The 19,401-nt window shown below is 39.8% G+C and carries 21 protein-coding genes and 1 riboswitch; of the genes, 5 read left to right on the plus strand and 16 right to left on the minus strand.

Going from position 1 to position 19,401, the window contains the following annotated elements; genetic code table 11:
* Positions 1-16: 16 nt before the first annotated feature.
* Complete coding sequence (locus J7I93_RS22990; RefSeq protein ID WP_144541951.1) at positions 17-226, minus strand: cold-shock protein; 210 nt, start codon at positions 224-226, stop codon at positions 17-19.
* A 304-nt stretch (positions 227-530) separates the two neighbouring features.
* On the opposite strand from J7I93_RS22990, the gene J7I93_RS22995 reads away from it, so the two are divergent.
* Positions 531-821, plus strand: a complete 291-nt coding sequence (locus tag J7I93_RS22995) for a DUF6509 family protein (protein ID WP_214728917.1) — start codon at positions 531-533, stop codon at positions 819-821.
* A 39-nt stretch (positions 822-860) separates the two neighbouring features.
* Here J7I93_RS22995 and J7I93_RS23000 read toward each other — a convergent pair whose 3' ends face one another.
* The gene (locus J7I93_RS23000) at positions 861-1,262 is read right to left on the minus strand and encodes a cytosolic protein (protein ID WP_214728919.1); all 402 of its coding nucleotides are present in this window, start codon (positions 1,260-1,262) and stop codon (positions 861-863) included.
* 168 nt (positions 1,263-1,430) lie between these two features.
* Between J7I93_RS23000 and J7I93_RS23005 the strand changes: the two genes are divergently transcribed.
* Positions 1,431-2,270 carry a GNAT family N-acetyltransferase gene (locus tag J7I93_RS23005; RefSeq protein ID WP_214728921.1) on the plus strand — a complete coding sequence of 280 codons (840 nt, stop codon included), beginning with the start codon at positions 1,431-1,433 and terminating at the stop codon, positions 2,268-2,270.
* Between the two features lie 32 nt (positions 2,271-2,302).
* Here J7I93_RS23005 and J7I93_RS23010 read toward each other — a convergent pair whose 3' ends face one another.
* From J7I93_RS23010 to J7I93_RS23035, 6 genes are all read right to left on the minus strand, one after another.
* Positions 2,303-2,800: a metallophosphoesterase family protein gene (locus J7I93_RS23010; protein ID WP_214729025.1), complete on the minus strand. Its 498-nt coding sequence runs from the start codon at positions 2,798-2,800 to the stop codon at positions 2,303-2,305.
* A gap of 103 nt (positions 2,801-2,903) precedes the next feature.
* A complete protein-coding gene (locus J7I93_RS23015; protein ID WP_110064024.1) occupies positions 2,904-3,104 on the minus strand; it encodes a cold-shock protein in 201 nt (66 codons plus the stop codon).
* Positions 3,105-3,259: 155 nt separating this feature from the next.
* Positions 3,260-4,705, minus strand: coding sequence for a degradosome RNA helicase CshA (gene cshA / locus J7I93_RS23020; RefSeq protein WP_214728923.1), 1,446 nt, complete (start codon positions 4,703-4,705; stop codon positions 3,260-3,262).
* 309 nt (positions 4,706-5,014) lie between these two features.
* Positions 5,015-5,215 (minus strand): cold-shock protein, encoded by a 201-nt coding sequence (locus J7I93_RS23025; RefSeq protein WP_009332508.1) that lies wholly within the window; start codon positions 5,213-5,215, stop codon positions 5,015-5,017.
* A 208-nt stretch (positions 5,216-5,423) separates the two neighbouring features.
* Positions 5,424-6,302 carry a bifunctional 5,10-methylenetetrahydrofolate dehydrogenase/5,10-methenyltetrahydrofolate cyclohydrolase gene (locus J7I93_RS23030; RefSeq protein ID WP_214728925.1) on the minus strand — a complete coding sequence of 293 codons (879 nt, stop codon included), beginning with the start codon at positions 6,300-6,302 and terminating at the stop codon, positions 5,424-5,426.
* Positions 6,303-6,388: 86 nt separating this feature from the next.
* Positions 6,389-6,471: riboswitch (ZMP/ZTP riboswitch) on the minus strand.
* 837 nt (positions 6,472-7,308) lie between these two features.
* Positions 7,309-7,803 (minus strand): hypothetical protein, encoded by a 495-nt coding sequence (locus tag J7I93_RS23035; protein ID WP_214728927.1) that lies wholly within the window; start codon positions 7,801-7,803, stop codon positions 7,309-7,311.
* A gap of 121 nt (positions 7,804-7,924) precedes the next feature.
* Here J7I93_RS23035 and J7I93_RS25650 point away from each other — a divergent pair, with 121 nt between their 5' ends.
* Entirely contained in the window at positions 7,925-8,083 is a 159-nt protein-coding gene (locus tag J7I93_RS25650; RefSeq protein WP_483297149.1) for a DUF2500 family protein, read from the plus strand.
* Entirely contained in the window at positions 8,080-8,226 is a 147-nt protein-coding gene (locus J7I93_RS25655) for a DUF2500 domain-containing protein (protein WP_214988753.1), read from the plus strand. Before J7I93_RS25650 ends, J7I93_RS25655 begins: the two co-directional genes overlap by 4 nt.
* A gap of 75 nt (positions 8,227-8,301) precedes the next feature.
* Here the strand turns inward: J7I93_RS25655 and J7I93_RS23050 are convergent, their stop codons facing one another.
* From J7I93_RS23050 to ku, 8 genes are all read right to left on the minus strand, one after another.
* Positions 8,302-9,195 carry an NAD-dependent epimerase/dehydratase family protein gene (locus J7I93_RS23050; RefSeq protein WP_214728931.1) on the minus strand — a complete coding sequence of 298 codons (894 nt, stop codon included), beginning with the start codon at positions 9,193-9,195 and terminating at the stop codon, positions 8,302-8,304.
* A gap of 96 nt (positions 9,196-9,291) precedes the next feature.
* Positions 9,292-10,257: a nucleoside hydrolase gene (locus tag J7I93_RS23055; RefSeq protein WP_214728933.1), complete on the minus strand. Its 966-nt coding sequence runs from the start codon at positions 10,255-10,257 to the stop codon at positions 9,292-9,294.
* 250 nt (positions 10,258-10,507) lie between these two features.
* Positions 10,508-12,172 (minus strand): glycerol-3-phosphate dehydrogenase/oxidase, encoded by a 1,665-nt coding sequence (locus tag J7I93_RS23060; RefSeq protein ID WP_214728935.1) that lies wholly within the window; start codon positions 12,170-12,172, stop codon positions 10,508-10,510.
* A 183-nt stretch (positions 12,173-12,355) separates the two neighbouring features.
* Positions 12,356-13,846: a glycerol kinase GlpK gene (gene glpK / locus J7I93_RS23065; protein ID WP_214728937.1), complete on the minus strand. Its 1,491-nt coding sequence runs from the start codon at positions 13,844-13,846 to the stop codon at positions 12,356-12,358.
* Between the two features lie 35 nt (positions 13,847-13,881).
* Complete coding sequence (locus J7I93_RS23070; protein ID WP_214728939.1) at positions 13,882-14,706, minus strand: MIP/aquaporin family protein; 825 nt, start codon at positions 14,704-14,706, stop codon at positions 13,882-13,884.
* A 186-nt stretch (positions 14,707-14,892) separates the two neighbouring features.
* Positions 14,893-15,438, minus strand: a complete 546-nt coding sequence (locus J7I93_RS23075) for a glycerol-3-phosphate responsive antiterminator (RefSeq protein ID WP_251025970.1) — start codon at positions 15,436-15,438, stop codon at positions 14,893-14,895.
* A 65-nt stretch (positions 15,439-15,503) separates the two neighbouring features.
* Positions 15,504-16,163 (minus strand): phosphatase PAP2 family protein, encoded by a 660-nt coding sequence (locus tag J7I93_RS23080; RefSeq protein WP_214728943.1) that lies wholly within the window; start codon positions 16,161-16,163, stop codon positions 15,504-15,506.
* Between the two features lie 385 nt (positions 16,164-16,548).
* On the minus strand, positions 16,549-17,403 hold the full coding sequence (gene ku / locus J7I93_RS23085; protein ID WP_214728945.1) for a non-homologous end joining protein Ku: 855 nt from the start codon (positions 17,401-17,403) through the stop codon (positions 16,549-16,551).
* Positions 17,404-17,548: 145 nt separating this feature from the next.
* Here ku and J7I93_RS23090 point away from each other — a divergent pair, with 145 nt between their 5' ends.
* Entirely contained in the window at positions 17,549-19,387 is a 1,839-nt protein-coding gene (locus J7I93_RS23090) for a DNA ligase D (RefSeq protein ID WP_214728947.1), read from the plus strand.
* Positions 19,388-19,401: the final 14 nt, after the last annotated feature.

Below are 19,401 nucleotides of genomic sequence, written 5' to 3' on the forward strand. Positions count from 1 at the left end.
ACCCCCTCCTACTCGATTATTTAGAGAAGATGCTGTTATTGTTAACGACCTGTAATTCTTTTGTCGTCTCGTTCATTTCACTTTTGCAAATTGGACAGATAGGTACTTGGCTGCTTTTAAAATTGTCTCTCACCCAGCAGTTACAAGATTCTGATGAACATTCCCAAACCTTAACTTCCTCAACCTTAATTTCTTCCATATTCTTTCTGCCAAATCCCATTGCCATATTCAGGCACCTCCCAATGAGTAAGACCCTATACCCAAAATAAAAATCACTTGCTATATAAAGGGGACAAAAATACCAGCTCTATATAACAAGTGTTTACGGGCAATATTATATTCTTTTAACTAAAAATAGTATAACATATATAGGTTAACCTGTCAAAAAGATATACTTTTTAGTTAGTTTTATAATAAAACCATAATTATACTCAAATTAACAAACAGAGTAAATACTATCATCCTCTTCTGGGAAAAGTGTATAATGACTTGTACGGCAGGTTATGTTTATGTAGGAAAGGATGGAGGCCATGAACATTACAGGATATTCAGTTGAGTACATAAAAGATCCGACAGGCATCCTCTCGGGTGACCGTTATGAATTCTTTTTAGATATCGATGTGGATGAAGAAGACGAATTGTATTCAGAAAACGGCATTAAATTAAGAGTTCTTTTCTTTAAAAAACAGGAGGACGAAAAGATTCTAAATTATCACTTTCTCGAAAACCAGACAGGAAAGGTTTTAGAATTCGCGTTGGATGAAGAAGAGGAGAAAGTAGTGTCCCATTTTTGCAGCGAAAACATATCTCAAGCTGAATAAAAAGAGCAGGGTTTTTTCCCTGCTCTTTTTATATGTATATTATACCTCGATTTTCTTTCCTTCTTCTGAAATGTGGTACATTAAGTGGGCTAAATGTTGAATAGGTGTATACAACTCTTCATCCTCATTCTGATCATTTTCCTCATTAAAATCCAAATCATTCAGGTGAAGTGCTGTAAATTGATAAAAGTCTTTTAATTCAAAAGCATAGCAAGCACTCGGCTCGTCCTGGTCTTCTTCATATTGCAAAACCATGTAAGATTCTTGGCCATCATTATCAAGGCCATCAAAAAAAATAAAATAGCCAATGTTGGTATCCAACTCAAATAAATGCCTCGTTCCGCCCTCAGTGTATTGCTCAAAGTCTTTTTCACTTAGTTTTTGAACATGCATAGGCTGCACCTGATCTTCATTGTGGAAATTTACAGTAAAAGTTTTCATGGATTCTCCCCCTCTACTCATCCCATGCTAACATAAAGAATATTATATTCCTATTATTACCCTCTCTAAAAGGCAGTAACCCAATTTAGGTCTATTCGTTTGTAATTTTTTCCTATATGATATGTAAGAAGTAACTTAGTCAGATTAATTCCAGGGAGGCAGAAAGATGTGCTGGCAAATAAACAATTAGAAGATATTAGATCTCTGCAGCAAATATGCGAAGCGAAAGAAAATATTGAGTTAAAGCTAAATTGGGATAGCTTGCGAAACAGGCCTGATGGGCAGCAAAATGACTTTTTCCAATATGATGATAATGGTAAATTACTCGGTTATCTCGCTCTCTACACTTTCGGAGGGCCTATGGAATTATGCGGAATGGTTCACCCTGATCACAGGCAAAAGGGTATTTTCAGCAAACTGTTCAAGGAGGCAAGGAATTCGCTGGAAAAAGCCACCAAGTTGCTTATAAATGCTCCAGCCAACTCTCGATCTGCAAAAAGCTTATTAAAATCCTGGCCCTGCACTTACTCGTTTTCTGAATACCAAATGAAACGCCAGGCAACCAAGGTATTAGCAGAAGTAAATCCACAAGTAACTTTGCGAAATGCAGTTGATAGCGACCTCAAATTCATCAGTTACCTGGATTCTGTCTGCTTTAATATCCCCGAGCAGGAGGCAATAGCTTTTAATAAAGAAATTTGGGCTGGAGAAAATGAACCAACCTTTATCGTTGAATACGTTGGGAAAGAGGCTGGGAAAATAAGGATTCAAAAAGTTGATGATGCAACTTGGATTTATGGTTTCGCCATCGAACCCTCTCTGCAGGGAAATGGAATCGGCAGAAGCGCACTTTCACAAATTGTTTTGAATGAACAAAACAAAGGGATTGAAAGGGTGCATCTAGAAGTAGCAGCTGAAAACGAGCATGCACTGGGCTTGTACAAATCATGCGGATTTGAGCCATACGGCACCCAGGATTATTATGAATACAACCTGAATAAACTTTAGCAGTCCGGAAAAAGGGCCTAAAGTTTCCCTTTTCAAACTTTTGAATCGTAAAAGATATGCCTGAGGTGCATTTTATCTTCTATTTCCATAATGCCAAATGAATATTGCGGCTGTCTGCGCTTATCTGTGGGCGAACCCGGATTAAATAGGGTAAGTCCACTTTCATCTTTATTGACCGGAATATGCGAATGCCCAAATATTATGCAATCCACTCTCTCATTGCCAAAAGCCGCGATACTCCTTTTTTCCGTGGTTTTTCCCTGCCCATGTCCATGAACGACCCCAATTTTATAGCCTTTTATCTCAAGCAGCAGGCTTTCTCTAAAAAGTCCGCATATCTCTTCGCTATCGGTATTCCCATATACGCCTTCAACAGGGGCAAAGGTCTTAAATTCATGATATACATCAATAGTCTGCCAATCTCCGGCATGAATAATTAAATCGCAGCCATTTAATTCCCGCATAAGCACACTCGGGAGCTTCTTTGCTTTTTTAGGCATATGGGTATCCGACACAATTATAATTTTTATGGGTGCTCCTCCTCCTTAACTTTCCCATTGTTTAGTTAGCCTGCCTCTATTTCAAAAAAAAAATAAAGGAGCCCCTTATTAGCAAGGGGCTCCTTTATTAGCATTATAACTTTGTTACATTAACAGCTTGAGGTCCACGTTGGCCCTGCTCTATGTCAAAGTTAACTTCTTGGCCTTCATCAAGGGATTTAAAGCCTTCTGTTTGGATTGCAGAGTAATGAACAAATACATCTTCTCCGCCTTCAACTTCAATAAAACCAAAACCTTTTTCTGCATTAAACCATTTTACTTTACCTGTTGCCATTTTATTTCCTCCTAATATCTATAACTCACAGGATGAATTTTACCCTGCATTTACTAATATGGGTAAATTAATCAGATTTTATAATAGGATGTTCAAAAAGTCCTTTAAAAAAAGATGTAAGTACCTTTTGCACTCTTTTTGAAAACATCTTCATATTATTTGCTGCGATTTTTGCTGCGTCTGTCTCTTCCGCCTTTAAAATCTCTTCGATCCCTGCTGCCGGTTCTGGATCTGTCGCCAAATCTTCTTCCGCCGCGGTCACCGCCGCCTTTAGGCTTTCTCACACGGATAGGTTCAACAGCAGTCAATTTAACAGGTGTCACATCAGGACCCTTTGTCAGTAATTTTAATGCAGCTGCCAGCATCGTAACAGAATCGGTATCCTCAAGAAGCGTTTCTGCAGCTCTCTTAAAGTCCGCATGTTCACCTTTATCAATAACTTCCATTAATTTGTTGATGGTAGCCTGCTGGTTGCCTTCAACCACATCCTTGAATGATGGTACCGGCTTTTTGGTCATTTTACTTTTTGTTACACTTTCTATAATTTTCAAATGATCCGTCTCTCTTGGTGAAACGAAAGTAATAGCCAGCCCTTTGTTTCCAGCACGTCCGGTACGACCGATACGGTGAACGTAACTTTCTGGATCCTGCGGGATATCAAAGTTGTAAACATGGGAAACACCGGAAATATCCAATCCACGGGCAGCAACGTCTGTCGCAACCATAATCTCGATTGTCTGCTCTTTAAAACGGCGGATAACCTGGTCACGCTTTGCCTGAGGAATATCTCCATGAATTCCTTCGGCTGAATATCCCCTTTTAATAAGACCTTCTACTACTTCGTCTACCCGTTTTTTTGTTCTGCCAAACACAATCGCCAATTCCGGAGATTGAATATCCAAAAGGTTGCAAAGCACATCAAATTTTTGCTTTTCATGCACTTCCATATAATATTGTTCAATATTTTTTACAGTCATTTCTTTTGCTTTTACTTTAACCATTTCAGGTTCCTGCATGAATTTTTCAGCAAGAGACTGAATTCTCCTTGGCATTGTAGCAGAGAAAAGAAGGGTTTGGCGCTCACCTTTAATTTCACTAAGGATTCGTTCAATATCCTCAATGAAACCCATATTAAGCATTTCATCTGCTTCATCCAAAACAACCATTTTAATGTTACTTAAACGGATTGTTTTTCTTTCAATGTGGTCAATTAGCCTTCCAGGTGTTGCTGCAATGATTTGCGGGTGTTTTTTTAGAGCTCGAATTTGGCGATTAATATCCTGTCCGCCATATATCGGAAGGGTTCTAACCCCTTTTACCTGTCCAATGCGATTTAATTCTTCGGCTACCTGGACAGCAAGCTCACGCGTTGGAGCTAGCACTAGGCCCTGAATGCCTTCATTAATGTCGATTTGTTCTAAAAGAGGTACTCCAAATGCAGTTGTCTTTCCTGTACCGGTTTGCGCCTGTCCGATCATATCCTTGCCCTGCATACCGATAGGAATCGCTTGTGCCTGTATTGGTGTTGGTTCTTCAAACCCCATATTGGAAAGGGCTTTTACTATTTCATTACTTAAACCGAAATCTGAAAAAGTTGTCAAAATAAATTTTCCTCCTTGTACTAAAGCCTTTTTAAAAAGACTGTAACATTTAATTTTGATGACGTTCACTACGTTACTAGGCTTTCCAGTTTGTATCTCTTTTTTACATTTCCAAATGTACTAATTTTAAACTTTATTTTGTAAGTGAAGTAAATTATATAGAAGAAATGAAAAATATTTTATTCCTAAAAAGCAGTTAGATGGGAAGAATCTGTTTTGAGGAATGCATGCAGACTACAAAGTGGATGAGTAAAATAACGTAAAAAGGTGATGCATGATTAGACATGCATCACCTCATTTTAAGCAAGATTATGCTTTTGTTACGTTAGCAGCTTGAGGTCCACGGTTACCTTCAACGATTTCGAAAGTTACGTCTTGACCTTCTTCTAAAGTTTTAAAACCTTCAGTTTGGATAGCGGAGAAGTGTACGAATACATCTTGACCTTCTGAAGATTCGATGAATCCAAAACCTTTTTCTGCATTAAACCATTTTACTTTACCTGTGTTCATTTGTGTTGCCTCCTGAAAAATTGTTTTTCACTATAATGTACCATATAAACTTAAACATAAAAAGTCGCAGCCACAAGAAATGAGGATGAACGATCGCCTACATTTCTTTGCAGCTACGACTTATCCAAAAAGTATATAACGAACTTTACAGCGTTAACCTAATAATAAACGACACATAGTCATAAGTCAATCTTTTTAGCAATCATTTTCAAATAGTGACAAATTGACTATTTGCGCCTTCCTTCTTTTTTATCCCTTTTTCAGCAGCCTGAACTGTATGCTTTAAAAGCATGGAAATGGTAACCGGCCCTACTCCTCCTGGAACAGGAGTAATAGCAAAAGCTTTCTGGTGGCAGCTCGTGTATTCAACGTCGCCTATGTTTCCTTTATTATAGCCTGCATCAAGAACTATAGCGCCTTCCTTGATCCACTCGCCTTTTATGAAATTGGGCTTGCCAACCGCAGCTACAACGATATCAGCTTGCTGAAGGATTTGCGGCAAGTTTCGGGTGTGTGAATGGCATGTTGTCACAGTAGCATTGCGATTAAGAAGAAGGGCAGAGACAGGCTTTCCCAAAATCGGGCTTCTGCCCACAACAACCGCATGCAGCCCATCTGCACCAAGCTTGTAATAGTCCATAATCTCTAAAATGGCCGCCGGTGTACAGGAAGGGTATTCGCCAAATCCGAAGGCGGTTTGTCCGTATCCCAAACTAGTAACACCATCAACATCTTTTTCAATAGTAATCGCTTCGAATGCTTTCCGTTCATCAATATGACCAGGCACTGGATGCTGCAGAAGAATTCCATGTACTGACGGGTCTTCATTTAATTCCGTTATTGTCTGAAGAAGATCATCCGTTGCAATATCCTTTGAGAGGTGAATACGCTTTGAAATAATTCCGAGCTTTTCACAGGCATTGCCTTTCATTTTAACATACGTTTCCGATGAAGGATCATCCCCCACCAGAATGGTTGCCAGGCACGGCTGTACATCGAGCAACCTTAATTCGGCGATTCTACCTTTCAGTTGTTCCTTCACATGATTTGCTACAACGATTCCATCAAGTATAAGCTTATTTTCCATGTATTTCCCTCCAGATACGGAAAAGCGCATTGTAAGGCTGACGGGCTTCTCCATTTATTTATGAAAAAAGAGACAAGGGAATCCCTTATCTCTGCCCAGACGACCGGCTATACATAGACGCAGCTCCCCAGCGGTTAATTCCGCATTGTCGTCAGTCACTGCGATTTGGCTTACTTATTCTAATAATGCCATCATACCACAAAATACATATGTTTCAAGTTTTTTTAAGCTAAATGTTCGTGTTTTCACAAAAAAGCTGTTTTTCGCAAACTTTGTTGCTTTATAAACAAGTAGTGAGGCGAGGTTGATTTCGCTCCAGGATGCTCAGCGAACGCGGGGCGGGCGGTGCCTCGGCGCTCAGCGCCTGTGGGGTCTCACCTGTCCCACTCCTCCCGCTGGAGTCTCGCACCTTCCGCTCCAATCAACCAACCCTTATTTGTCAGTTTTTCACATAATCTATTTAAAACAACAACCATTTAGAAAACAGCCAAAAAAAGTGAATAAATAAGGACAGCACAAGAAATGCTGTCCTTTATATTGATATATTTGAGTTATTAATTATTACCTAAAACAATGAAAGCCCTTCCTCTCTTCCATCCTTGCGGCTCCTTGACCGCGCCAGCGGGAATCAGGTATATCGGTATGATCCGAATCGATGCTCTCTGAGATTTCAAATAAAATGGTAAGAAACTTACTGAAGTAAAAAAACGGAGAAGTGTCTGGTTTATAGAAGATGATTAAGAAGAAATTCGGCATAAAGCCGTCCACACAAATTATTTCTTAATTACAAACACATGCCTACTCTTTTAAAATCCTAAAGAGCATTAAACATAACAAAAAGCCGGACTTCCACACAAAATGAAGGAGCAAAGGCGCCTACACTCACGTGAATTCACGACTTCAAAATTGTACCTCAAATACTTCAATACCTATACTACCTCATAATCTTTTCTCTGTCAAGATAAAAACTTGTCACCTATTTAATGATCTAAACGGTTACGGCTTGCTAATCTTCCCCTTTGTATTCAGTTACATCAAAATAATCAGTTGTATCTTTATAATCATTATAATCAATATCCAGATCATGAAAAAAGCGATGCAGCTTAATGAGATTTTCCTTATCCTTGGAGCCGCTCCCGATTGCTTCCGCCAAATTGCCTATTGTATCCAAGTCATGCTGCAAATCTTGATTCTCAGCTGAAAGGCTGTTTAACGCGCTTGATATTAAATCAGCTTGTTTCCGCTGTTTAGACCAGCTGACAAAACGGTCCCTGCCCCAGCCTAGTGTTTCATTATAATAGGTATGGTTCGTGGCAATAAAATCCCCTAAATCACCGTACATCAAGTCCTGTGCTGCCATTTCTGCTGTTTTGGAACTATTTTGCTCATCCGCAGTATTCTGCTCATTGTTTAAATACACAAGAAGGCTGTATGCAATGGCTATGGCAAAAATTATGCCGATTATGGAAATAATTGGGCTTATTTTTTTATTTTTCAGCAATGGTAAGAGCCTCCATTTTCTTCTGTTGGTTTTATTGGAAACTAAATGGATTTTCTTTCGTAAAAATTGATAACAAACCTAATGGAAGGGGTGAACAAGTTTGGGCTATGGTTTCTTTGATATGTTTTCTATCGCAGAATTTCTGTTCCCCTTATTCTTCATTACTATTTTAACCTTCATCTTTTTTCAGATTTTTCGTGGCATTAAACAATGGAGTGAGAATAATAACCAGCCTGTGCTCGATGTCTCGGTCACAATAAAAGCAAAACGACTCAGGTGAACAGGAATGCCCATAGCAACGGAGAGCATGTACACCACCATACCTCTACTCGTTACTTCATTACTTTCGAAGTGGACAGTGGTGACCGTATGGAGTTCCATGTAAGCAGAAAGGAATACGGGCAGCTTTCTGAGGGCGATTAATAAGATTTCAGGGTACTCGCTTTTTAGGATTTAATAGATGGCAGTAGACCTCCAGGAGGTCTTACTGTACATTCTTTATTTTTCTTGCTCTATTAAGTAAAACCGGATTAGATTATCAAGTGTTTCATGCAAATCAGAAAAAGTAAATCCCAAGCTTTTCACCCTTTCTGTACTAATCGACCAAGAACCCGGCAAAGCATATGGTGAAGCATTATTTGAATCGATTTTATCCGTTACAAATGCTTTTCTAAGTGTAATGTTTTCAATTTTATTTAAGAGCTCATTTAACGAGAGATCTCCTTCGCTACCTGGATTAAACGCCCCGGTGTAAGCCGTCTCACCAATCCTGTATAAAAAATCTGCTGCTTCACCTGATAATATAAAGCTATACCGCGCTTCAATATCATGAATTCCGATTGGCTCCCTATTCTTGACTTTATCAACATGAAACTTGAGGCGGTTTGTATAATCATCTTTTCCGATTACAATCGGAAATCTTATGAAAGATGTTTTAAACCCTTGTTGACGTAATAGTACTGCTTCTGCAGCACGCTTTGCTTCCTGGTATCCTTCGTACCCCTTATATTCATTTCTTGGTTTATATGTAATAGAATATTTTTCGGGCTTAAAATCTCCTTCTTTATGATTTGTCCCAAAATCATAGACAGCCATTGAGGATGTAAATATATAATGCGCCACCTTTCCATCTAAAGCCTCTGCAGTGTCCTTCGCTTCCTGTGGGGAAAAACATGATTGATCATACACCAAATCCCATTTCCTCCCCGAAAAAGCATCAAGCTGTGATTCCTTATTTCCCCTGTCAATAGTCAAGCGTTCCACACTGTCACCGAATGAATCTTTTGTAAGTCCTCGGGTAGCTATTGTTACATTCTTCTCTTTACGTAGCAGCTTTTCAACAAGCCTTTTTCCAAAAAATTGTGTACCGCCCAGAACAAGTATGTCTTGCATTAAGAGTTCTCCTTCTTTGCAAATGTTTTCCATACTATTTCTATACAAAGTGGCTAATTCCTTCATAAGAAAAAAAAAGCCCTTAACATAGTTAAGTTAAAGGCCATTGTCCGTATTGGCTTGGGAAAGGAACACCTCCATAAAATCAATCACAAACCTTTCCAAATCTAGTTCCATCGCGATGTTATCAAGTGTTTCAGGTGGTTCCTCGTCAGGTTTTGGCCTAAAGTCTGCCATACTTTTGCCTTTTGCTCTTCCAAAAAGCTCAACCGTTACCCTTCGAGGTATATACTTTACCAAATCAGGTTTTGTTAGCACACTTAACACCAAAACGTCATGCAGCGGAGCACCCTCTATTCCAGGAACTAATTTTTTATAAGCTTCATAGTAATAATCATATGCAGGCTTGATTAACTCTTTAAAGGGAGACTGGGTATTATTTGCCAAAAAATCGATGGTTTCTGGACGTATGATGGCTTTATTAGTCACGTTTAAAGGAAAAAGATATATGTTTTCTGCCTTTTCCATGACTGAATTTGCTGCAATCGGATCTGCATAAAAATTTGCCTCAGCCTCTGCTGTGACATTTCCAGGTACAAGAAATGCGCCACCCATTAAATAAAGCGCATTAACGTCCTTATACGCATCCTTTCCATAAAGTATAAGCGGCAAAGCCAGATCTGTTTGTCTTCCCAACCCTACAATTACAAGATTATTTTTATATTCATTCACAATCTGAATAACTTTATTGATATCAAAAACTTCCAAGCCCTCAAAATCCTCTGGCGGCTGTATTGGTCCAAGCCCTTCCTCCCCATGAATTTCAGGATAGAAAACAGCTGTCTCCCCAGACAGTGGCCCACTGGCCCCTGCAATGATAGGAATGTCTTCCCGGCCGGCGAGTTTAATTAAATAGGCAGTGTTGTTGATGGATTGCTCTTTCGTGATGTTTCCGTAAGCACTTACTACACCAACAACATTAATTTCGGGATGCTGGAGTGCATACATCAGCGCAAGTGAATCATCGACTCCCGAATCAACAAACATCAAAACATTATGCATAGGCCACCTCCACAACATATCTAGTCTATAGTATGCCCTTGGAATGTCCAGTTTGTTAAAGAATATTCTACTTTAAAGAAAGCTCTCTTCAAAAAAGATTATTGTTTTTAAATAGATTTGGGAATAAAAACATGGATAAATAAGTTGGTTGATTGGAGCTCTTGCATTCCGCTCAATCAACGAGGTGCACAAAAAAAACAACAATAAACTTACCAGAGCCAAAGAAAAAACTCCCCTAAAAGGAGAATTTTTAATTTTGATCTGCGGGAATCGCAGCAAATCGGATTTCCTGATTTAGCTGTTGTTCAAAATTCTTTTTTTCTGATGAATCCCATATGAAGGCATCGGCCATATATTCTATAACCTTATCTTGATAGGTTCTTACGGTTTCGATGTCAAAGAGAAGAGCACCTGTTCTGCGATTAAAGAAATCGACAGGCGTTGCTGCCATTTCATGGTCAACGGCATATTTCAGCTTTGCCCATAATACAGTTGGCAGTCCAAACTTCTTTGCATCACTTCCTTTTTCCTCAATCATTTTAAAAATAATAGGTACATTTGAACCGTACATTTTAACGAGGTGAGAGGACTCTTCTTTTGTTAAGCCTATAGCTATCCCTTTATCTATCTGGAAACCAATAAATTCTTTAAATTTACCTGAGCCCCCAACGTTCCCGCCGGAAATAGGCAGATTCTTCGTTACACTGCTCGTGTAAGTCTGCTTAAATTCCTGTTTGAATTTGTCTGCAAGCAGATCGACAATGGTCTCGGCCATTTTACGATACCCCGTTAGTTTGCCTCCTGCGATTGTCAGCAGTCCTGTTTCTGATTCCCAAATTTCATCCTTGCGGGAAATTTCAGAAGGGTCCTTTCCCTCCTCCCAAATAAGCGGACGTACTCCAGCCCAGCTGGATTCAATATCATTTTCTGTAACTTTTACAGAAGGAAACATAAAATTGATAGCGTTTATGATGTACGTTCTGTCACTTGTCGTCATTTTCGGGTTAACAGGGTCTGAATCATAAAAAGTATCCGTTGTGCCCACATAGGCTTTTCCATCTCTTGGTATGGCAAAAACCATCCTTTTATCAGGTGTATCAAAATACACTGCCTGTTTTAAAGGGAATTTCAATTGGTCAATTACAAGGTGAACCCCCTTTGTCAACCGCAATGTTTTGCCACTCCTGGAACCATCTTTCTCACGGATGGAGTCAACCCAGGGACCAGCTGCATTGATGACTTTCTTTGCTTTTAGTTCATGCTGCTTGCCTGTAAGCTGATCTACAGCCTCGACACCGCACACTTTACCCTTTTCGTCATATAGCAGCTTTTCAACTTTCAGATAGTTAACAGGCACGGCCCCCTTTTCAGCAGCAGCTTTCATCACTTCAATCGTTAACCGCGCATCATCTGTCCGATATTCCACATAATAACCGCCGCCTTTTAATCCTTCTTTTTTAACAAGCGGTTCTTTAGCCAGTGTTTCATGCACAGATAGCATGCTTCTGCGTTCAGATTTTTTAACTCCTGCCAAAAAGTCGTACACTCTTAAGCCAATCGAGGTGCTGAATTTGCCAAAAGTACCGCCCTTATGCATTGGTAGCAGCATCCATTCCGGTGTGGTTACATGCGGTCCGTTTTCATAGACGATAGCACGCTCTTTACCAACTTCCGCAACCATTTTTACTTCAAATTGTTTTAGATATCTTAAACCGCCATGTACCAATTTGGTAGAGCGGCTGGAAGTCCCTGCTGCAAAATCCTGCATTTCCACAAGTGCTGTCTTCATTCCCCGCGTTGCTGCATCAAGGGCTATTCCGGCTCCTGTGATGCCCCCTCCAATGATCAGGACATCGAATTTTTCAGAAGTCAGTTTATTTATCATTTCATTACGATTTAAATTTGAAAATGTCATTGCTGTCTCCTCCTTAATGAAAGGCTAGCCTGTATTCTTACTACCCTTTATTTGCAGGGAATAAAAAAGAGACCACAAAATACATTATCGATTAGCCGATAATGATCTTGTGGTCTCTCCGCATCTCCTGCCGAACTATTAACTTGATTTCATTATAACATAAAGAAGTCTATTTGAGTACTTTTATTTAAAAGCGATCGCGGCCTTGACTGCTTTTTTCCATCCTCCATAAAGGACATTACGGACTTCCTCTTCCATTGATGGATTAAATGATTTGTCAATTGCCCATTGTTCAGAAATTTCCTCCTGGGAATTCCAATAACCGACAGCCAAGCCAGCAAGGTAAGCTGCTCCCAGGGCTGTTGTTTCATTAATATTCGGTCTTTCAACAGGAACATTTAATATATCCGACTGGAAGTCCATTAAGAAATTATTCTTAACTGCTCCACCATCTACACGGAGAGTTCTTAGCTCAATGCCTGAATCCGCCTCCATAGCAGATAAAACATCCTTCGTCTGATAAGCAAGGGATTCCAGAGTGGCGCGAATAAAATGCTCTTTGGACGTCCCGCGAGTCACTCCGAATACCGCACCGCGTACATCACTATCCCAGTACGGTGTCCCCAGGCCCACAAAAGCAGGCACAACGTACACACCCTCAGTGGAGTCCACTTTCTTCGCATAGCTTTCGCTGTCTTTTGCATCCTTAAGCATTCGCATTCCATCTCGGAGCCATTGAATAGCAGATCCCGCAACAAAAATACTGCCTTCAAGCGCATATTCAATATTTCCGTTAAGGCCCCATGCAATGGTAGTTAAAAGGCCATGTTCCGAACGGACTGCTTTTTCGCCCGTATTCATAAGCATAAAACAGCCTGTTCCGTATGTGTTTTTGGCCATCCCTTTTTCAAAGCACGCTTGACCGAATAATGCGGCCTGCTGGTCTCCCGCTGCTCCTGCAATCGGGATTTCCTTCCCAAAGAAATGATAATCAACCGTATGGGCATATAATTCCGAGGAAGGCTTTACCTCAGGAAGCATTGACTTAGGAACTCCTAAAATTTCAAGCAGCTCTTCATCCCATTGTAAATCATAAATATTAAACATAAGCGTGCGGGAAGCATTGGAATAATCAGTTACATGCGCCTTACCGCCAGATAGCTTCCAAATCAGCCAAGTATCAATTGTTCCGAATAATAATTTCCCCTGTTCAGCTCTTTCACGCGCTCCTTCTACATGTTCCAAGATCCACTTTACTTTCGTTCCAGAAAAGTAAGCATCAATTAGAAGTCCTGTTTTTTTCCGGAATAGATCATTATATCCTTTTTCCTTTAAATCATCACAAATGCTGCTTGTTTGCCGCGATTGCCATACGATAGCATTATAAACTGGAGCACCTGTTTCCTTATCCCAGACAACGGTTGTTTCACGCTGGTTTGTGATCCCGATGCCGGCAATTTGTTCAGGTTTGACTCCAGATTCTGAAAGGACACCAGCAATAACAGATAATATTGAGCCCCATATCTCATTCGCGTTATGCTCTACCCAGCCCGGCTTTGGAAAATGCTGAGTGAATTCTTTTTGAGCAGTATGCACAATTTCACCTTTTTTATTAAACAGAATGGCACGTGAACTTGTAGTTCCCTGATCTAAAGATAAAATATACTTTTCCATTATAACGCTCCCCCAATTATTTTAAATAATATGTTTTATGCCGCCACTTTCGAAGTATCCGTTTCTGCTGGCTGCTTTTTTCCTAAAGTATATGAAAGAATTAATACTATTATATTAACAGCAATCACTCCCCATAACATTCCGGAAGTTTTGCCTGCGAACATAAATTGGTAGAACACAGAGCCAAGTGAACCTCCAAGGACTGGACCGGCGACGGGTACCCATGCATATCCCCAATTTGACTTCCCCTTACCCGGAATCGGCAGCAGGAAGTGGGCAATGCGAGGGCCTAGATCACGAGCCGGATTGATTGCATAACCTGTAGTTCCCCCAAGGGACATCCCGATAACGACTATAAGAAGACCAACTGCAATTGGGTTTAATCCTTCAGTAAATTGATTAGCTCCTATAAACAGCAAGCCTAATACTAGAATAAAAGTACCAATGATTTCACTTAATAGATTTGAAAATGTATGCGGAATCGCAGGGCTTGTAGAAAAGACAGCAAGCTTCGCACCCTGGTCTTCGGTTTCTTTCCAATGCGGCAGGTAATGCAGGAAAACGAGAACGCCTCCTAAAAAGCCGCCAATCAGCTGGGCAATTATATAGCCAGGCACATCCGCCCAAGGAAAGTCGCCATTAAGCGCTAAACCAATTGTTACAGCCGGATTTAAATGAGCACCGCTAATGGATCCGACAGCAAAAACACCCATAGTTACCGCTAGCCCCCATGCAATGGTGATGACAATCCATCCCCCATTAAATGAGAAGGTCTTTTTTAAATTCGCTCCCGCTACAACGCCTCCTCCAAAAAGAATCAAGATCATTGTTCCAATTACTTCTCCCATAAAAGCAGACATCTTAAAATCCCCTTTCCCTAATGTTGCATCGAAAAATAAAAAAGGAGATCCACGACAGAATAAACCCTGAAAGGCTAAACTGTGTGAATCTCCTAATCTCCGACACGTGAATTAACTTGTTAAATAGAGTATACAAGCCTATGAAAACGTTGTCAATTGCACATCAAATTTATTTTTAAAATTATTTTATGAGAAAATTTCCCATAGTTCCACCTTAGAGGTAGTAATCGCTGCAGCTCCCGCATCAAGAGCATTTAATACTTCTTCTTTTGAACGGATTAGACCGCCTGCAAAAATTGGCGTATTCAAGCGTTCATTCACTTCTTTTATCATCCAAGGCATTGCTCCCGGCAAAACTTCTATATAATCAGGTCTTGTTTTTTCTAACAGCTTATAGCTCTTCTCAAGAGCATGTGAATCAATCAGGAAAATTCTCTGGACCGCGACAACTCCTTTTTGCTTTGCCTTTAGAATGACACTGGACTTCGTGGAAATCAACCCGTATGGCTTAAATTCCTGGCATATATATTCAGTTGCATAATCATCACTCTTAATTCCGTGGATCAGATCCACATGATAGATCATTTTTTTTTGATGTTCTATTGCCATCTGTGAAACATGCTTTAGCTGAGAGATATGAATGTCGAGAAAAACCCCAATTTCATATGGGCACTTCAGGAATTTTTCAAACTCTTTCATGTTTGAAGAAGCAGGCAAAATCTTTTGATTCATTTTTTCCACTCCGTTTCCGTTATTCTCCCTATGTTATAAGGAAAGTGGGCAATTCTCAATACTTATCACAAATTTTTGCGGAATTCATAATATCGAAATCCTATTATCATGATCGTCAGCCATACACCGCCTGCAGCAAAACCTGCAATCACATCACTTGGAAAATGCACTCCCAAATATATGCGGCTTAACCCGATTGCGATTATAAAAAAGCTCAGGAGCAGAACCCACGCAGCCTTCCATCTTCTTCTCTTTGCCAGATGGACAATCATATAAGCAAGAGAACCATAAAAAATAAATGAACCCATCGAGTGTCCGCTTGGAAAACTGAATCCCTGTTCCTCAATCAGCGGCTTAATATCTGGGCGCTCCCTTTTAAAAATCCACTTTAGTAATATATTGAAAAGCGCGCCAACTCCCGATGAAATAACCATAAAAAGTGCTAAAGAGCGCTTTTTAAAAATAAACAGCAGGACTGCTCCTATAATGACAGCAAAAGCCAGCCACTTTACAGAGCCCAGGAAAGTAATCACTTGCATGAGCTCCGTAAGTCGCGGAGATATAAAAGCTTGAACATAGTTAATCACCTGCTCATCAAAACGGACGAGCTCTTTCTCTCGCAATTCATCAACAATCTCAATAAATAGAAACAAAAACACGCCAAGAATAACTGCTGCCGATGCAATATAGATAATTTTTTTTAAAGTTAACGTATTCCAGCTCATACGCACAAATCCTTTTTAGTTATAGGATTACCACAAATTTGGGGAAAGTGAACGTAATTTTGGATTTTTATAAGAAGAAACAGAATTTATATTTATAGGAGGATTAACTCGTTTAACCTCCACTATCTTTTCAAAGGGGTTAATCACGACGATAAACTCCTTTCAGCTTCACTTTTTCAATTCCAAGTACTACCATATCAAAGAGAGAGCAGACTATTTCGTCGTTAATCCCACTGATTAACTATTCATGGCCTTTAGCTCCCTTCAGATTCTCCTTTTCTGTTCTACGGTGAAAAATGGTGCTTACGTTCCGATATTCAAAATCATTTACCTATAAAAAAACCGATTTTACATAAAGTAAAACCGGTTTAGCTCCGCCCCTGAATTAAGCTTGTTTTTTCACTTTTGCCTTTGCTGTTGCTCGTTTCTTTTTAGCTGCCGGTTTTTTCGCTGTTTCCTTTTCGGCAGGCTTTGTTTTATCAATGGATGCCTGCAGGGCAGCCATAAGATCAGTAACATTGGTGGCTGGTTCTTTTTCAACTGGTGTAACAATTTCTTTTCCTGTTCGCTTGGCTTCAATGAGTTCGAGAAGCGCAGTCCGGTAATCATCATTATATTTTTCAGGCTGGAATTCGGAAGTTAACTGGTCAATCAGCATGATTGCAGTATCGATTTCTTTATCAGTTACTTTATCTTCGGCTGGTACATTTGGAACATCTGCCGCTTTGCGCACTTCGTCCGGATAATGTATTGTTTCCATAACCAGTGTATTTTCATATACACGGACAACTGCCAGCTGTTCCTTTGAACGAATAATGATTTTTGCCAAGCCCACTTTTTCTGAATCCTCAAGCGCTTTTCTTAATAATGAATAAGCCTTTCCCCCTCCATCTCCTGGGGACATATAATACGTACGGTTAAAATAAATCGGATCAATTTCCTGGATTTTAACAAAGTCCATAATCTCTACAGCTTTATCTTCTTTTTCCTGTTTTAGCTTTTCGAGATCCTCATCCTCTAATACAACAAATTTTCCTTTGGTGTATTCGTAAGCTTTTACAATATCCTCATTTTTGATTTCCACTTCGCAAACAGGACACGTCTTTTCGTACTTAATTGGCGAGTGGCACTCTTTATGAAGATTTCTCAGCTTTATATCTTTATCCTCTGTAGCGGCATGAAGCTTAATCGGTATGTTAACAAGCCCAAAGCTGATGCTTCCTTTCCACATTGTATGCATAGGAAAACTCCATTCTCATTATGTTTTATGTACTCTTAATTTGTGTTTTAACAATTTAGCACATACCCGAAAAGAATTGGAAACAGAGTAGTTTTTACGGATAAGGTAAAACTAACGTGGACTATCCGCAAGGAGGCCAATTTCAATGAAACCAATGCTTCCTACATTGACTTTTGATGTACCCGAAGGTGAGGAGTGGCTGTTTGAAGCCAAGTATGACGGTTTCAGGGCGATTCTGCACTGGGATAAGGAAATCACCCTGACAAGCAGAAATGATAAACCCTTGTTAGACTTATTCCCTGAAATAAAAGCATTTTTAGAACAAAACAAAGCAAAGTTCGAGCCCTTTCTTCCGCTCACATTAGACGGTGAACTGGTTTATTTAGAAAATGCCTATAAAGCTCATTTTGGTTCCATTCAGGTCCGAGGGAGAATGAGATCAGAAAAGAAGATTGCTGAAAAAGCAAAATCTGCCCCTTGCCGCCTGCTTATTTTTGATGTCCTGATGCTAAATGGAAAGAAAATCAGCAATCAAGAGTATCTTTTCAGAAAAGAGGAACTGGAGGGACTTTTTAAAGCATGTGATCTTCCTATGAAACCTGATGAGACTAATCCGAAACTGATTCAATTAATACCTAATTATCAGAGCTTTAATGAACTATGGGAAAAAGTTGTCCTTCATGACGGCGAAGGCATAGTCGCAAAGCAAACAAAAAATCATTGGGAAGAAGGCAAAAGATCAGCTTTATGGTTAAAATTTAAAAATTGGAAGTATGTCTCATGCATCATTACCGCCTACGAAAAGTCAAATGGCTACTTTTATGCAGGCGTATTAAAGGGTAATAAAATCTATCCGATCGGACAATTTATCTTCGGCTTAAAACCTGATGAAAAACAAGCCTTATTCCAAATAATCAAAGATAATAAAAAAGATGAAGACAGCCGATTTATTTACGTTGAACCGGCGATCTGCGTGGAAGTTAAATATCTGGAGATCTATGAAGAGCAAATGCGCGAACCTCACTTCCATCGATTCCGTTTTGATCTTAAGCCTGATGATTGCACGTATGATAAATTTATACAGCATCAAAAAAATCTGCCGCAAGAAATAGAAATTACACATCCCGACAAGCCTTTATGGGAAACGCCTTCTGTACAAAAAATCGATTATATACATTTTTTGCGGGAGATCGCTCCCTATATGCTGCCATTTTTGAAAAACCGGCTGCTGACCGTAATCCGTTATCCGCATGGCATTTTCGGAGAACCTTTTTATCAGAAAAATTGCCCGGATTACGCACCAGATTTTGTAGAAACACAAATGTCCGAAGGCATTAACTATATCGTTTGCAATAATTTAAAGACGCTTCTTTGGCTCGGAAACCAGCTGGCATTTGAATACCATATTCCATTTAAAACGATTCAAAGCAAGGGTCCAAGCGAGATTGTATTTGATTTAGATCCGCCTTCAAAGGATGCCTTTTCCCTTGCGATTAAAGCCGCTTTATATATTAAAGAGGTGCTGGATCACTTGGAGCTGATTAGTTTTATCAAAACATCAGGCAATAAAGGCCTGCAAATATATATCCCATTGCCTGAAAATACGTATTCCTTTGATGAAACGCGCCTGTTTACTGAATTTATAGCCGAATATCTTGTCACCAAAGATCCAGATTCCTTCACAACTGAACGAATGAAAAAAAAACGGGGCGGCCGCCTTTATGTGGATTATATCCAGCATGCGGAAGGGAAGACGATTATCGCTCCTTATTCAGCAAGAGGACACAAAGCAGCAACCGTTGCCACCCCTTTATTTTGGGAAGAAGTGAATGAGCGTTTAACGATGGAACAATTTCAAATACCCAATCTTATGAAACGGATTAACAGTGGCGGGGACCCCTTCCAATCGTATTTTCAGACAAAAAATATTCAGAACTTCTTTCCGGTGCTCGACTTCTTAAAGCAGCAGAAAAAAAAAGGATAAGGCATATGCCTTAT

The sequence above is a fragment of the Bacillus sp. ISL-47 genome, assembly GCF_018613175.1.
Classification (GTDB): domain Bacteria; phylum Bacillota; class Bacilli; order Bacillales; family Cytobacillaceae; genus Cytobacillus.